15 protein-coding genes are annotated in these 13,354 nt (G+C 72.7%); 9 read left to right on the top strand and 6 right to left on the bottom strand.

Going from position 1 to position 13,354, the window contains the following annotated elements:
- The first annotated feature begins 12 nt into the window (after positions 1-12).
- The 3 genes from D5H75_RS17100 (at position 13) to D5H75_RS17090 (ending at position 4,322) form a co-directional block, all read left to right on the top strand.
- Entirely contained in the window at positions 13-1,371 is a 1,359-nt protein-coding gene (locus tag D5H75_RS17100; RefSeq protein WP_119927447.1) for a glycosyltransferase family 87 protein, read from the top strand.
- A complete protein-coding gene (locus tag D5H75_RS17095) occupies positions 1,368-2,513 on the top strand; it encodes a mannosyltransferase family protein (RefSeq protein WP_119927446.1) in 1,146 nt (381 codons plus the stop codon). Before D5H75_RS17100 ends, D5H75_RS17095 begins: the two co-directional genes overlap by 4 nt.
- Positions 2,514-2,810: 297 nt before the next feature.
- Positions 2,811-4,322 carry an FG-GAP repeat protein gene (locus D5H75_RS17090; RefSeq protein ID WP_119927445.1) on the top strand — a complete coding sequence of 504 codons (1,512 nt, stop codon included), beginning with the start codon at positions 2,811-2,813 and terminating at the stop codon, positions 4,320-4,322.
- A gap of 148 nt (positions 4,323-4,470) precedes the next feature.
- Here D5H75_RS17090 and D5H75_RS17085 read toward each other — a convergent pair whose 3' ends face one another.
- Both D5H75_RS17085 and D5H75_RS43140 read right to left on the bottom strand, forming a co-directional pair.
- Positions 4,471-5,232: a deoxyribonuclease IV gene (locus D5H75_RS17085; RefSeq protein WP_206781957.1), complete on the bottom strand. Its 762-nt coding sequence runs from the start codon at positions 5,230-5,232 to the stop codon at positions 4,471-4,473.
- Positions 5,233-5,631: 399 nt separating this feature from the next.
- Entirely contained in the window at positions 5,632-5,820 is a 189-nt protein-coding gene (locus D5H75_RS43140; protein ID WP_242454289.1) for a hypothetical protein, read from the bottom strand.
- A 304-nt stretch (positions 5,821-6,124) separates the two neighbouring features.
- Between D5H75_RS43140 and rpsF the strand changes: the two genes are divergently transcribed.
- The 4 genes from rpsF (at position 6,125) to rplI (ending at position 7,868) form a co-directional block, all read left to right on the top strand.
- A complete protein-coding gene (rpsF, locus tag D5H75_RS17075) occupies positions 6,125-6,415 on the top strand; it encodes a 30S ribosomal protein S6 (protein WP_119927444.1) in 291 nt (96 codons plus the stop codon).
- A 112-nt stretch (positions 6,416-6,527) separates the two neighbouring features.
- The gene (locus tag D5H75_RS17070; protein ID WP_119927443.1) at positions 6,528-7,073 is read left to right on the top strand and encodes a single-stranded DNA-binding protein; all 546 of its coding nucleotides are present in this window, start codon (positions 6,528-6,530) and stop codon (positions 7,071-7,073) included.
- Between the two features lie 94 nt (positions 7,074-7,167).
- Positions 7,168-7,404, top strand: a complete 237-nt coding sequence (gene rpsR / locus D5H75_RS17065; RefSeq protein ID WP_119927442.1) for a 30S ribosomal protein S18 — start codon at positions 7,168-7,170, stop codon at positions 7,402-7,404.
- Between the two features lie 17 nt (positions 7,405-7,421).
- Positions 7,422-7,868, top strand: a complete 447-nt coding sequence (gene rplI / locus D5H75_RS17060) for a 50S ribosomal protein L9 (protein WP_119927441.1) — start codon at positions 7,422-7,424, stop codon at positions 7,866-7,868.
- Positions 7,869-8,020: 152 nt separating this feature from the next.
- Here the strand turns inward: rplI and D5H75_RS17055 are convergent, their stop codons facing one another.
- Positions 8,021-8,896: an alpha/beta hydrolase gene (locus D5H75_RS17055; RefSeq protein ID WP_119927590.1), complete on the bottom strand. Its 876-nt coding sequence runs from the start codon at positions 8,894-8,896 to the stop codon at positions 8,021-8,023.
- Positions 8,897-9,009: 113 nt separating this feature from the next.
- On the opposite strand from D5H75_RS17055, the gene D5H75_RS17050 reads away from it, so the two are divergent.
- On the top strand, positions 9,010-9,759 hold the full coding sequence (locus D5H75_RS17050; RefSeq protein WP_119927440.1) for a TetR family transcriptional regulator: 750 nt from the start codon (positions 9,010-9,012) through the stop codon (positions 9,757-9,759).
- Positions 9,760-9,902: 143 nt separating this feature from the next.
- On the opposite strand, the gene D5H75_RS17045 is transcribed toward D5H75_RS17050, so the two are convergent.
- Positions 9,903-10,523 (bottom strand): TetR/AcrR family transcriptional regulator, encoded by a 621-nt coding sequence (locus D5H75_RS17045; RefSeq protein ID WP_119927439.1) that lies wholly within the window; start codon positions 10,521-10,523, stop codon positions 9,903-9,905.
- Positions 10,524-10,591: 68 nt separating this feature from the next.
- On the opposite strand from D5H75_RS17045, the gene D5H75_RS17040 reads away from it, so the two are divergent.
- Positions 10,592-11,167, top strand: coding sequence for an NADPH-dependent FMN reductase (locus tag D5H75_RS17040; protein WP_119927438.1), 576 nt, complete (start codon positions 10,592-10,594; stop codon positions 11,165-11,167).
- 106 nt (positions 11,168-11,273) lie between these two features.
- Here the strand turns inward: D5H75_RS17040 and D5H75_RS17035 are convergent, their stop codons facing one another.
- Together D5H75_RS17035 and D5H75_RS17030 are read right to left on the bottom strand one after the other, a co-directional pair.
- Positions 11,274-12,062: an ABC transporter permease gene (locus D5H75_RS17035; protein WP_119927437.1), complete on the bottom strand. Its 789-nt coding sequence runs from the start codon at positions 12,060-12,062 to the stop codon at positions 11,274-11,276.
- A complete protein-coding gene (locus tag D5H75_RS17030; protein ID WP_119927436.1) occupies positions 12,059-12,973 on the bottom strand; it encodes an ABC transporter ATP-binding protein in 915 nt (304 codons plus the stop codon). Before D5H75_RS17030 ends, D5H75_RS17035 begins: the two co-directional genes overlap by 4 nt.
- Between the last annotated feature and the right edge of the window lie 381 nt (positions 12,974-13,354).

Genomic DNA, 13,354 nt, shown 5'->3' with positions numbered 1-13,354 from the left:
AGGAAGACGGACATGGGGGACGACGGGCGCGACGCGCCGGGCAGGAGACTGAGCACCCCGCTACTGGCGGCCTCGCTGGCGGCGGCGGGGCTGTTCGGCGCGGTGCTCGCCTACCTCCAGAAGGGCGCCTGCCGGTTCGGGGGCGCGTGGAACCACGCCGACCAGCAGTTCGTGCACAACTGCTACACCGACATCTACCCGCTGTACTTTCAGCGCGGTTTCGCCGACGGCAAGCTCGCCTATCTTGAGCACGAGATGGAGTACCCCGTCGGCATCGGGGCGTTCATGCAGGTCATCGCCTGGCTGGTGGAGCCGCTGGGCGACGTGGGCACGCGCGGGGTCGCGTTCTACGACATCACGGTCGCGGTCATGGCCGGCTGCCTCGTGGTCGGCGTCCTCGCCGTCGCCGCCCTGGCCGGTCCCCGCCGCCGCTGGGACGCGCTGTGGTACGCCCTGTCCCCGGCGCTCGTCCTCACGGCGTACATCAACTGGGACCTGCTCGTCGGCGCGCTCGCGCTGACCGGCCTGGTCGCCTGGAGCCGCCGCCGCCACGTCCTCGCGGGCGTGCTGCTCGGGCTCGCCGTCGCGACCAAGTTCTACCCGCTGTTCCTCGTCGGCCCGTTCTTCCTGCTGGCCCTGCGTACGGCCAGATGGCGGGCGTTCGGCGCGATGTTCGGCGCGGGCGTGGCCACGTGGCTCGTCGTGAACGTGCCCATGATGATCGCCACCTTCGACGGGTGGAAGCGGTTCTACACCTTCAGCGAGGAGCGCGGGGCCGACTGGGGCTCGCTCTGGTTCTTCTTCCAGATGAAGCAGGTCCCCGTGCTCGGCGACCCGGAGAACCTCGACACGCTGGGCGTCCTGTCGTTCGCGGCGCTGTGCCTGATCATCGCGGTGCTGGCGCTGACCGCGCCGTCGCGGCCCCGGCTCATGCAGCTCTGCTTCCTCGTCGTGGCCGCCTTCATGATCTCGAACAAGGTGTGGTCGCCGCAGTACGTCCTCTGGCTGCTGCCGTTCGCCGTGCTCGCCCAGCCCCGCCGGCTCGCGCTCGCGCTGTGGACGGCCGCCGAGGTCTGGTACTTCTTCGCGATCTGGGGCTACCTGCTGTTCATCAACCCCGAGTTCGACCACGAGGGGGTCAGCGACGGCTGGTACTTCGGCGCCGTCTGGGCCCGCGCCCTCACGATCGTGCTGATGGTCGCCCTGGTCATCCGGGACATGTACGCCCCCGGCCGCGATCCCGTACGGCGGGGCGGCGTGGACGACCCGGCCGGAGGCGTCTTCGACGGCGCGGCCGACCGGTTCACGCTGCGGCGCGGGCGGCCCGCCGTACCGGCAGGGGCGGCGGACCTGGTGGCGAAGAGCGCGTGAGAACGGCCGACCGCTCCTCGCTCGTGCTGTGGCTGGCCTCGCGGGCGGGGCTGGTGCTGCTGGCGACTGCGGGGCTCGGGCTCATCTACGCCGGGCAGGAGCTCCCGTCCCTGCGCGACAGGCTCGGCGGGTGGGACGCCCGGTTGCTGATCGAGATCGCGCGGTTCGGATACGACGGCGATCCGGCGGAGAAGGAGGACCCCGGGCTGCCCGCGTTCTTTCCCGGGATGCCGCTGATGCTGCGACTGGTGGAGCTGATCACCCGGGACTACGTGCTCGCCGGGGTGCTGATCTCGCTGGTCGCCGGGGCGATCGCGATGGTCGCGCTGTCGCGGCTGGGGGAGTTCGAGGGGCCCGAGGGCACCGGGCCGCGCGCGGTGTTCGCGCTGCTGCTCGCGCCGCCCGCGGTGTTCCTGCTGGTGGGGTACAGCGAGGCGCTGTTCCTGGCGTTCGCGATCCCGGCCTGGCTGGCGATGCGGCGGGCGCACTGGACGCTCGCGGTGGTCCTGGCGGCGGGCGCGTCCTGCGTGCGGATCACCGGGCTGTTCCTCGCGTGCGCGCTCGTCGTGGAGTACTACGTCTGGGCCTACCGGGGGAACGCCGAACCCGGCGGGTGGCCGCGCATCGCCGCCCGGAGCGCGCTGCGGACGCTGAAGCGGGCACACCTGCTGATCGTGCCGTTCCTGCCGCTGGCGGCGTACTCGGCCTACCAGTTCCTCCGCACCGGCGACCTCCTGGCGTGGAAGACCGCGCAGGAGGCGGGCTGGGGGCGGCGGCTGGTCCCGCCGTGGGAGGCCTGGGAGACGAGCTGGAACGCCGCCTTCACCGTGAACAACCAGTTCACCTGGGCGTTCCGGATGGAGCTGGCCGCGGCCGTCATCGGGGTGATCTTCACGCTGTGGCTGCTGTACGCGCGCCGGTGGGGCGAGTTCACCTACGTCGGGCTCCAGGTGCTCTCCCTGGTCATCTCGTCGTACTACCTGTCCATCCCCAGGTCGGCGCTCCTGTGGTGGCCGCTCTACCTGCTCATCGGCCGCGCGGGGGTGCGCCATCCGTGGGTGCTGGCCGCGTACGCGCTGGTCGCGGGGCCGTTGATGGTGGCCGACGCGCTCACGTTCTTCAAGGGCGCCTGGGCGGGCTGACACGCGGCCGGCCCCCGGACGACACGCGGACAAGGTGGATGAGCTGGGACGACGTGCTCTATTTGCCTACCATCACGAAGAGTGGGCAGTTGGATTCGCACAGTCGCCGCAGCCGGCCTCGCCGCCGGCGCCCTCGTCGCGCTCACCCCGGGCGGTGACGCCGGCTCGTCCGTCGTCCCTCCCGTGAGCACGGCGACGCCTTCCCCGGCCGGTACGGCGGCGCCGGCCTCCGCTCCGGCCGCACCGGCTCCCGGGGGCACCCCGGAGGGCTCCGGCGGACTCAAGGCGACGCCCGTCATGACGGGACCGCCGGGCTCGCCGCCCTTCAGCGGGCGGCCGATCCGGCCCGGCAGGCCGAAGGCGGCGGCGACCTCCGACCTGACCGGGGACGGGGTGGACGACCTGGTGGTCGGGGCCGGGCCGTACCAGACCTCGCGGCGCAGGCCGGAACAGGGCGGCTCGATCATGCTGGTGCCCGGCGGCTCCGGGGAACCCCGCCTGTTCAGCCAGGACGAGCCGGGGAGCGTGCTGGGCACGGGTGAGCCGGGCGACGACTTCGGGGCTGGGCTGGCGCGCGGCGACTTCGACGGCGACCGGCGGCTGGACCTGGCGGTCGGCGTGCCGGGGGAGGACGTCGGGCCCAGCGAGGACGCGGGCGCCGTCGCGATCCTGCGCGGCGGCCGGCGCGGGCTCGTCCCGAACGGCGGGTTCACCCAGAACACCCCCGGCGTGTCCGGGAAGGCCGAGGCGGGCGACGGATTCGGCTCGGACCTCGCCGCCGGCGACTTCGACGGGGACGGGTACGACGACCTCGCCGTCGGGGTCCCCGGGGAGGGCCTCGGCAAGAGCCCCGGGGCGGGCATGGTCGCCCTCTTCAGGGGCGGGCCCGGCGGCCTGCGCCCCGGCCGCAGCCTCTCCCAGCGCACCCCCGGGATCACGGGCGGGCCCGACGCCTCCGACTTCTTCGGTACGGCTCTCGCGAGCGGCGACGTGACCGGGGACGGGATCGCCGACCTCGTGGTCACCGCCGACCACGAACGGCTCAAGACGGCGCGCTCGGCCACCGGCATCGTCCACCTCATCCCCGGCGGGCGCGGCGGCCTCGTGCCCCGGGCGAGCAGCGCGGCGTCCGTGGAACGGCTCGCGGTGTCCGGCGTGATGGGCGACGCCGTGACGGTCGGCCGGTTCCACGGCGGGCCGTACGCCGACGTCGCGGTGTACGCCGAGCGGGCGCGCGGCGCGAAGGAGAACTCCGGCGCGGTGGTGGAGCTGCGCGGCGGTCCCGACGGCATCTCCGCCGCCCGCTCCCGCGTGATCCACCAGGGCACCAAGGGCGTGCCCGGCTCCGGCGCGCGCGGCGACGTGTTCGGCGGGGCGCTGTCGGCGGCCGACCTCGACGGAGACCGCCACGACGAGCTGATCGTCGGGGCGCACGCCAAGAACGGCGGCGCGGGCGCGGTGTGGGTGCTGAGCGGCGTCCGGCGCGGCCTGGAGGGGCGCACGGCGGTCGCGTCCGGCGCGGACGGCGCGCTGCGGACGGCCGCGCACAGCGGCTGGGCGCGGATGGTCGCGCCCGGCGGCGGGATGTTCGGCATCGCCGTCACCTCGGCCGACCGGGACGCCGACGGCCGCCGCGAGGTCGTGGTCTCGGCGCCGGGGAGCGGGCCTGGCCTCTACAGCTTCACGTTCGCAGGGCCGGGGAGCCGGATCCGGCCGGTGCCGCTGAGGTACCCCGCGGTCTCGCAGTACGGCCCGAGCGCTCCGCTCCTCGGCGGGTCCACGGCCTTCCTGCCCTCGTCCGAGCCCTGAGGCCGTACGCCCGAGGGCGCGCGCGGCCTTCAGCCGTACGTACGGTGCCTGAGGCCGTACGCCTGAGGGCACGCGACGCCTGAGGCCCTACGGCGGCGCGCCAGGCCTCGCAGAGGGGAATCGGGGGCAGGCGTCGGGATGGGGCGGGTCAGGCGTCGAGGTGGGAGCGCAGGAACTCGATGTCGGCGGCCTGGCCCTCGCCGGGGGTCTCGACGACGATCGGGGCGCCCGCGGCGCGGCAGACCGCGAGGATCTGGTCGGCGTCGATGGTGCCGGAGGCGAGGTTGGCGTGGCGGTCGCGGCCGGAGTCGAAGGTGTCGCGCGAGTTGTTGCAGTGGATCAGGTCGATGCGGCCGGTGATCGCCTTCACCCGGTCGACCAGGTCCACGAGCTCCTCGCCGCCCGCCCACGCGTGGCAGGTGTCCAGGCAGAAGCCCACGTCGAGCCCGTCCAGCGCGTCCCACAGCCGGGCGATGCTCTCCAGCCTGCGGGCCATCGCGTTGTCGCCGCCGGCGGTGTTCTCGATCAGGATGGGGACCGGGCACTCGGTGCGCTCGATCGCCTTGCGCCAGTTGTCGAAGCCCACGGCCGGGTCGTCGTCCTTGAGCACGTGCCCGCCGTGCACGATGAGCCCCTTGGCCCCGAGCTCGGCGGCGGCGTTGACGTGCTGCTGGAGCAACTTGCGGCTGGGGATCCTGATGCGGTTGTTCGTGGTCGCCACGTTGATGACGTAGGGCGCGTGGACGTAGACGTCGACGTCGGAGCCGCGCAGGGCCTCCGCCGACTCCGGCAGCACCGGGCCCTTCCACCCCTGCGGGTCGCCGAGGAAGAACTGCACGACGTCCGCCCCGCGCGCCGCGGCGTGCGCCAGCGGCTCGTCCTGGTCGACATGAGCACCAATCCGCACCATGCCGTCAGCCTAACCGCGCCTCCCACCCGCCGCCCCCACCTCACCCGGCCTGACCCCCTTCGCCCCGGTGCGATGCCGTACGCCGGGTGGGAGAGGAGTACGCCCCGGGATGAAGGGGCTCATCCCGTACGTCGGAGAGGGCTCGGCGCCGTGCCGTACGCGCAGGGCCCCACGAGCGCGGGGCCGTACGCGCGCAGGGCGGCGGACGCGGCGCCGTGCCGGAGGGGCGGGAGGAGGCCGCCTGGTGGGCACAGGGGTCCGAGGGCCGGGGCGGGCGCGCTCCGGCCCTGCGATGACGCCTTCGGCGGCCTGGGCGGACCCGGACCAGGCCCTGATCAGGCCCTGATCAGGCCCGGATCAGGCCCTGATCAGGCCCGGGCCGGCCCGGAAGGGCCGGGGTCAGCCCGGGAAGAAGCCTCCGTGGGCGATGCCGAGGGCGGCGCCGACGAAGGAGCCGATGATGCCGGGAATGATGAGCGAGCGCTCCGCGGTGGTCTCCGAGCGGTACTGGGCGTAGAGGCCCACCAGGAAGCCCACCAGGCCCACCCAGGAGGCGACCGCGTGCGTGGCCATGATGAGCCCGGTCACGAAGGCCACGATGCCGCATATCAGGACGAAGAAGGTCAGAGCATTCTCTACAGGGTGAGCGCGCCCGTCCGTGTTCAGGGTGAACCGGAACGGTCGTCTCTCCTCGGGACGGAGGACATGTGGCACTGTCGCCACCCCCCTCACATATCGGCTGCGTCCTAACAGTGGTTCCCCGCGTAAGCGGTGAGGAACATTTGCGCGCCCTGGTAGCCTGACTTGGCTGCGTTGAAATGTGGATACGCGGCTTCCTCCTGTCACGGCAAGGTGTCGTGACCGCAAGAGTCCAGAGGAGGTTGGGATACGCATGCGTCGTTACGAGATGATGGTCATTCTTGACCCGTCGCTCGATGAGCGCGCCGTACAGCCCACGCTCGACGGTTTCCTCAAGGTCGTCACCGGCGACGGTGGTTCCGTGGAGAAGGTGGACGTCTGGGGCCGCCGGCGGCTGTCCTACGACATCAACAAGAAGCCCGAGGGGATCTACGCCGTCATCGACCTGACGGCCACCCCCGCCACGGTCAAGGAGCTGGACCGTCAGCTCAACCTGAACGAGGGCATCCTGCGGACCAAGGTCCTGCGTCCCGAGGTTCACTGACCGAGGCCGTGGACCGGGCTCGAACCCTGAGCCGCGGCTCACCGGCGAAATGTCGGTGCCCCGCCGTACCCTGACTACGTCCCCGTCCCGCTGAGGAAAGCGAACTCGACCGATGGCAGCAGGCGACACCCAGATCACGATCGTCGGCAACCTCGTCGACGACCCGGAGCTGCGCTTCACTCCCAGTGGCCAGCCCGTGGCCAAGTTCCGCATCGCCTCCACCCCTCGTTACATGGATCGCCAGACCAACGAGTGGAAGGACGGCGAGAGCCTCTTCCTGACGTGCAACGTGTGGCGTCAGGCCGCCGAGAACGTCGCGGAGAGTCTCCAGCGCGGCATGCGCGTCATCGTGCAGGGCCGCCTGCGCCAGCGCACTTGGGAGTCCAAGGAAGGCGAGAAGCGCACCTCTTACGAGGTCGAGGTCGACGAGGTCGGCCCGTCGCTCCGCAACGCCACGGCGAAGGTCAACAAGACCTCCCGCCAGGGCGGCGGTGGCGGCGGCTTCGGCGCCCCGCCGGACGACCCGTGGGCCAGCGCCTCCCCGCAGCCTCCCGCCGGTGGCGGCGGCTTCGGCGGCGCCCAGGGTGGTTACGGCGGCGGTCAGGGCGGCTACGGCCAGGGCGGCGGCGGCGACTTCACGGACGAGCCGCCGTTCTAACCACTGCAATTCACGGCCGCGCCTTCACGGGCGCGGCCATCCGATACCGAGTGTCATTCCCGCGTGAGCGGGGCTCTCTTGGAGGAGCACCACGATGGCCAAGCCGGCACTGCGCAAGCCCAAGAAGAAGGTTTGCCTGTTCTGCCACGACAAGATCTCCTACGTCGACTACAAGGACACGCAGCTTCTGCGTAAGTTCATCTCCGACCGCGGCAAGATCCGCGCCCGCCGGGTGACGGGCAACTGCACCCAGCACCAGCGCGACGTGGCCACCGCTATCAAGAACGCTCGTGAGATGGCGCTGCTGCCCTACACGAGCACCGCGCGCTAAGGACGGAGGTCGGACAGATGAAGCTCATTCTCACGAACGAGGTCACCGGCCTGGGCGCCCCCGGCGACGTGGTCGAGGTCAAGGACGGCTACGGCCGCAACTACCTGATCCCGCGCGGTTACGCGATCCTGTGGAGCCGCGGCGCGGAGAAGCAGATCGAGTCCCTGCGCAAGGCCCGCGAGGCCCGCGAGATCCGCGACCTGGGCACCGCCCAGGAGGTCGCGCAGCGCCTCGGCTCGCTCAAGGTCACCCTCAAGACCCGCGCGGGCCAGGGCGGCCGCCTCTTCGGCTCGATCACCTCCGGTGACATCGCCGAGGCCGTCAAGGCCGCCGGCGGTCCCGAGCTCGACCGCCGCCGCATCGAGATCGGCAACCCGATCAAGAGCGTCGGCAGCCACCAGATCGCCGTCCGCCTCCACCCGGAGGTCAGCGCCAAGGTGGACGTGGAGGTCGTAGGCGCCTGACGCCTTCCTCAACGCGCAAAGGCCCGCTTCCGCGAAGGAGGCGGGCCTTAGCGTATGCGGTGGGAGCACCTGATGCGTGGCTCCCTTCGGATATCGAACCCGGGCCGGAGAGGTCCTCGTGATGGCGGGGTTCGCGGGGCTGGTCCTCGGGGTCAGTTCTCTGGGGCCAGGTGGTGGCGGTAGAAGGTGAGCTGGTCCGTGAGCACCTGGTGGCGGATCGTGGGGTCGTTGTAGAAGCCGAAGTGGGTGCCGGGGTAGGTTCTCAGCTCCGCTTGGGGGGCCTTCTCCGCGAGGGGGCGGGTTTGGGCGGCGGGGGTTTCCTTGTCGTCCTCGGCCACGCAGATCAGCAGGGGCATCTTCAGATGGGGGGCGGCGTCGGCGGGGCGGTAGCGGGACATGGGGAGGAAGGCGCGGGGGGCGATCTCGTTGCGCCAGAGGGTCTTCTCGCCGGAGCCGCTGAGGATTCTGATGTGCTCGTCCGCCTCGGGGGTGGCCGTCACCGCCAGGGCGCCCGGGGGGCCGACCATGGGGATGTAGTGCGGGGGGAGGCCGAGCCTTCCACGCAGGGCGTCCCAGAGGACCACGGCCTGGAGGCGCAGGGTCTGCCAGGGTGAACGGCCTTCGACCTTCCTCGGGAAGCCGTTGAAGGGGATCTGGGCCACCACCGCGCGGATCGCGGGGTCGGCCGCCGCGACGGAGATCACGTGGGCGCCGCCCAGGGAGTTCCCCCAGAGCAGGATCCGCGCCGGGTCCAGGTCACGGTGGCCGCGGGCGAAGGACACGGCGGCCCGGATGTCCTCCTGCTGGCCCTCGATCTCCACGAGCTGGCGGGGCTCCCCGTCGCTCTCCCCGAAGTCGCGGTAGTCGAACACGAGGGCGGCCAGGCCCCCCGCCGCGAAGTGCCGCGCGTTGGGGAACAGGCGGTCCATGGTGCCGCTGACGCCGTGGCACAGCACCACGCAGGGGTACGGCCCCGGGCGGTCGTCCGGCAGGTGGAGGTATCCGGCGAGGCGGATTCCCCCCGACATGAAGGACACCCTGATCGGGTCTGGCACGTCGGTCTCCCCTCCGAGCTCCTATGCTTACCCTTGGTCGGCAACCTAGCCCAGATGCTGACCATCGGTAAAGAGGGGAGCGGCGGGTGGAGGAGCGATCCCAGGGCGAGCCCTCGACCGCGGAGCGGATCCTGGACACGGCCCGCGCCCTGTTCGCCTCGCGGGGGTACGGCGCGACGTCCATGCGGGAGATCGCCGGCCGGGTGGGCATCACCAAGCCCGCGCTCTACTACCACTTCGACTCCAAGGAGGAGATCCTCCGCCGCCTCACGCTCCCCCTGCTCGACGAGCTGGAGGCGGCTCTCGCGGAGGCGGCCGGGCAGGGCGACCCGGAGACGGTCCGGTGGCGCGCGATCGAGGGATACGTGGACGTGCACCTGCGGCACCGCGAGACCCTGATCATGCTGGTCAAGGACATGAGCCTGCTCGCCCAGGCCCCGGTGGCCGAGCGGTTCCGCGCCGCGATCCGGTGGGCGAACGACCTCGTCCTCGGCCCGGGCGGCGGTCTCGCCGAGCGGGTGCGCGCCGCCCAGGCGGTGGCCGGCCTGGGCGACGCGGTGGTGGCCTTCCCCGACGTGCCGGCCGACCGGCTCAGGCCGCTGATCCTGGACGGCGCCCGGGTCCTGCTGAACGGCGGAGGCCGGGGAGAGCCGGGCCCCGGGCCGGTCGGGAGCCGCCCGCGCGGCCGGCGGGGCGGCCGCCCCTCCGCCCTCACCGGGGAGCAGGCCCGGCAGGCGCGGACCCTGTACGCCGAGGGCCGCGACGTCCAGGAGATCGCAGCAGGCTTCGGGGTGTCCCGCGCGACGGTCTATCGCGTTCTCAGAACCCGGTTTTGAGAATCAGATTTCGAAACAGATTCGAGACGGCGGTTGCCGGCGATCGGATCGGCGGGCCGGTCGCCCCGCGGCCGGCTGAGCGGCCGGCTGAGGGTCGGCCGAGATGGTCGGCCGAGAGGGTCGCCGGGCGGTCTCGCAGGTGGTCAGGCGGGGGCGTCGGCGCGGCGGTAGCCGTACAGGAAGGCGCGGATGCCGGCCGTGACGTGGGCGCGGGTCTCCTCGGGCGTCGGCGGCCTGAGCGGAATGGGGTCGGGGGTGATCAGCCGCATGAGGTGGAGCGCCGCGCGCTCTGGGTCGGGCAGGTCGAGGCCGGGGATGCCGGCCAGCCGGGACGCGAGGGCCTGGCGCACCTTGAGCGGGCCGCTCCTCAGCCAGGCCTCCACCGCCGCGCGCGGGATGTGCTCCGACTCGGCGTGCACCTGCCGTACCAGCGCGAAGTGCGTCTGTTCCTCCTCTCCCGGATCGCCTATGGCCAGGCCGAAGTCCACCAGGTCCTCCTCCGGGTCGGTGACCTTGCGGAGGTACCGGTCGATCAGCTCGATGTGCCGCGCGGCGACCCGGTCGGCGCTCTCCTGGATCACCACCTGGAACAACGTCGCCTTGTCCTGGAAGTGGTTGTAGATCGTGCGCGTGGAGACGTTCGCCTCCGCCGCGATCGCGTCGATGCTGGAGCGGGCGTACCCGTCCCGCGCGAACACGGTCAGCGCCCCGCCCAGGATCGCCTGCCGCTTGTCCGCCGTGCCCCCGCGTGGTCTGCCCGCCACCGGCCCTCCCTCGGATTAACTACAACGACTATTGCATTTATTGCATTGATGACTGTAGTTTATCGGCCATGACGCGCATCGCAATCATCATCGGAAGCACCCGCCCCGGCCGGCGAGGCGAGCTCGTCGCCCGCTGGGTGCGGGAGACCGCCCTCCGCCACCGGCCGGACGTCACGTTCGACATCCTCGACCTGGCCGACTTCGACCTGCCCCTCCTCGACGAGACCACCCCCGCGATCTTCGGCACGTACGAGCGGTCCCACACCCAGCGCTGGTCCGCCGCCGTCGCGTCGTACGACGGCTTCGTCTTCGTCACCCCGGAGTACAACCACTCCTTCCCCGCCGTCCTCAAGAACGCCATCGACTTCCTCTTCCACGAGTGGAACGACAAGGCGGCCGGCTTCGTCAGCTACGGCGTCCACCAGGGGGTCCGCGCGGTCGAGCACCTGCGCCTGGTCCTGGCCGAGGTCAAGGTCGCCACGGTGCGCACGCAGGTCGCCCTGTCCAACTTCGCCGACTACGCCGAGTCCATGGACCCCGCGACCCTCGACCCCAGGTCCCACCAGCGGCAGGACCTCATCACCATGCTCGACGAGGTGCTGTCCTGGGCGAACGCCCTCACCGCCCTCCGCGCCGCCGCCTGACCGCCGCCAGGGCGACGCCCCACGCGAGCCGCACGGCACGAGCCGGCCGCACCGCACGAGCCGGCCGTACGGCATGAGCCGGGCGCGTACGGCGGGCGCCCGGCGGTCAGGCGTCGCGGGCGCGGAACAGGATCCCGGCGGCCACCAGGAGCGCGGCGGTGCAGGTCACAAGGAGGCCGAGCCCGGCCCAGGGGGCGAGGAGGGCCGGGTCGGGGACCGTCGCGATGATCCGGAGCCCGGCCGTGGGCGGCCAGTACCTCGCCAGCCAGGTGGCCCCGGCGTCGGAGAGGACGCGGGGCGCGACCACGGGGATCAGCAGGTCGAGGGTCACCAGGACGGTCAGCGCCAGGGCGGCGCGGCGGATCAGCACGCCCAGGGCCAGGCCGGTGAGGGCCGCCAGGACCCAGAGCAGGGCCATGCCGAGGACCGCCCGCGGGGCTCCCGGCGCGGCGAGCCCCGCGGACGGGGCGCCGCGGCGCGCGAGCACCGCCTGGCCGGCCAGGAAGGCGATCGGGGCGGCCACCAGGCCCGTGACCAGGGCGATCACGCCGAGGGCGGCAGACTTGGCGGCGAGGAGCCGGGTGCGCCTGGGGACCACCGTGAGGGTGGCGCGGATGGTCCCCGTGGCGTACTCGGAGGTGACCGACAGCACGCCCAGCGCGCCCATGGCGATCTGCGCGAACAGGAAACCGCCGTACATGCCGGTGAAGACCGGGTCGAAGGACGCGCGCTCCGCCGGTGGCGCGGCGAGATGGCTCCCCGCGGCGCCGTGAGCCGTGAGGGCGCCCATGACGACCATGAGGACGACGGCGGCGGCCCAGCCGTACAGGTGCCCGGGGACCGAGCGGAACTTGATCCACTCCGCGAGCGCGATGTCCGCGAACCCCGCTCTCATCCGGCGTCCTTCCCGGATCCGGCGTGGAACTCCAGGGTGTCGCGGGTCAGGTCGAGGTACGCCTGTTCCAGGGACGCCCGCCGGGGGGTCAGCTCCGACAGCACCACGCCCGTCGTCAGCGCCGCCTCCCCGATCTCCCGCGGCTCGACGCCGGTCACGATCAGCGCGCCGTCGGGGCCGGGACGGCAGGTCCCGCCCACGGTCCTCAGCCGGTCCGCGAGCAGGGCCGGGAGATCGGCGCGGACCACGATGCCCGCCTCCCCCTCGGCGAACTCGTCCATGCCCGCGTCCGCGATCAGCCGGCCGCGCGCGATCACGACGAGATGGTCCGCGGTCTGCGCCATCTCGCTCATGAGGCGGCTGGAGACCAGGACCGTGCGGCCCTGGGCGGCCAGGTCCCGCATCAGCTCCCGGATCCACTTGGCGCCCTCGGCGTCCAGGCCGTTCACCGGCTCGTCGAGCAGCAGCACCCCCGGGTCCCCGAGCAGCGCCGCCGCGACGCCCAGCCGCCGGCACATGCCCAGGGAGAACGTCCCGGCCCGTCGCCGCGCCACCGAGGCGAGCCCGGCCGTCCACAGCACCTCGTCCACCCGCGCCGCCGGGACGCCGTTGCTCCGCGCGAGCCAGCGCAGGTGGTCACGCGCCGTACGCCGGGGGTGCACCGCGCGGGCGTCCAGCAGCGCGCCCACCTCGCGCATCGGCCTCGGCGCGTCGGCGTACGGCCGGCCGTTGACGGTCACGGTCCCCGCGTCCGCCCGGTCCAGGCCGAGGATCAGCCGCATCGTCGCGGACTTCCCGGCCCCCGTGGGCCCCAGGAGCCCCGTCACCCGCCCCGGCCGCACCGTGAAGGTCAGCCCGTCCACGGCCGTCGTGTCGCCGTACCGCTTGGTGAGCCCATCGATCACGATCATCGTGCCCCCGGGGGTTCCCGATTCGGCCCTGATCAGGGAGGGACGTCCCGATTCTCTCCCCCGTCGCCGCTCCCGTCGATGACCTTTCCGGCCCCGCGCCCGAGCTTCCCGGCCGCGCCCCCGCGACCGCCTCCGGCCGCGCCTCCGAGATCGTTTCCGGCCGTGCCCGCGACCGCCTCCGGCCGCGCCCCCGCGATCGCTTCCGGGCCCGCGCCTCCGGGATCGCCTCCGGCCCCGCGCCCGGGATCGGCGGCGCGAGCCGCCACGCCGTTCGGCGGCGCGAGCCCCCACGCCGTACGGCCTGCGCGTTGCCACGCGGGGCGTGCCGTCTCAAGAGCTGGTCCGATTCGTGGATGCACAAGATCACAAGGGATACTTGTC

The organism is Bailinhaonella thermotolerans, from assembly GCF_003594875.1.
GTDB lineage: Bacteria > Actinomycetota > Actinomycetes > Streptosporangiales > Streptosporangiaceae > Bailinhaonella > Bailinhaonella thermotolerans.
This window is presented reverse-complemented; position numbering and strand designations above follow the sequence as displayed.

Bases quoted from the DNA above. Each gene is read 5' to 3' on its own strand.
- D5H75_RS17090 (WP_119927445.1), top strand. From the start codon at position 2,811: ATGACGGGACCGCCGGGCTCGCCGCCCTTCAGCGGGCGGCCGATCCGG.
- D5H75_RS17100 (WP_119927447.1), top strand. From the start codon at position 13: ATGGGGGACGACGGGCGCGACGCGCCGGGCAGGAGACTGAGCACCCCG.
- rplI (WP_119927441.1), top strand. From the start codon at position 7,422: ATGAAGCTCATTCTCACGAACGAGGTCACCGGCCTGGGCGCCCCCGGC.
- D5H75_RS17070 (WP_119927443.1), top strand. From the start codon at position 6,528: ATGGCAGCAGGCGACACCCAGATCACGATCGTCGGCAACCTCGTCGAC.
- D5H75_RS17055 (WP_119927590.1), bottom strand. From the start codon at position 8,896: ATGTCGGGGGGAATCCGCCTCGCCGGATACCTCCACCTGCCGGACGAC.
- D5H75_RS17040 (WP_119927438.1), top strand. From the start codon at position 10,592: ATGACGCGCATCGCAATCATCATCGGAAGCACCCGCCCCGGCCGGCGA.
- rpsR (WP_119927442.1), top strand. From the start codon at position 7,168: ATGGCCAAGCCGGCACTGCGCAAGCCCAAGAAGAAGGTTTGCCTGTTC.
- D5H75_RS17030 (WP_119927436.1), bottom strand. From the start codon at position 12,973: ATGATCGTGATCGATGGGCTCACCAAGCGGTACGGCGACACGACGGCC.
- D5H75_RS17035 (WP_119927437.1), bottom strand. From the start codon at position 12,062: ATGAGAGCGGGGTTCGCGGACATCGCGCTCGCGGAGTGGATCAAGTTC.
- D5H75_RS17085 (WP_206781957.1), bottom strand. From the start codon at position 5,232: ATGGTGCGGATTGGTGCTCATGTCGACCAGGACGAGCCGCTGGCGCAC.
- rpsF (WP_119927444.1), top strand. From the start codon at position 6,125: ATGCGTCGTTACGAGATGATGGTCATTCTTGACCCGTCGCTCGATGAG.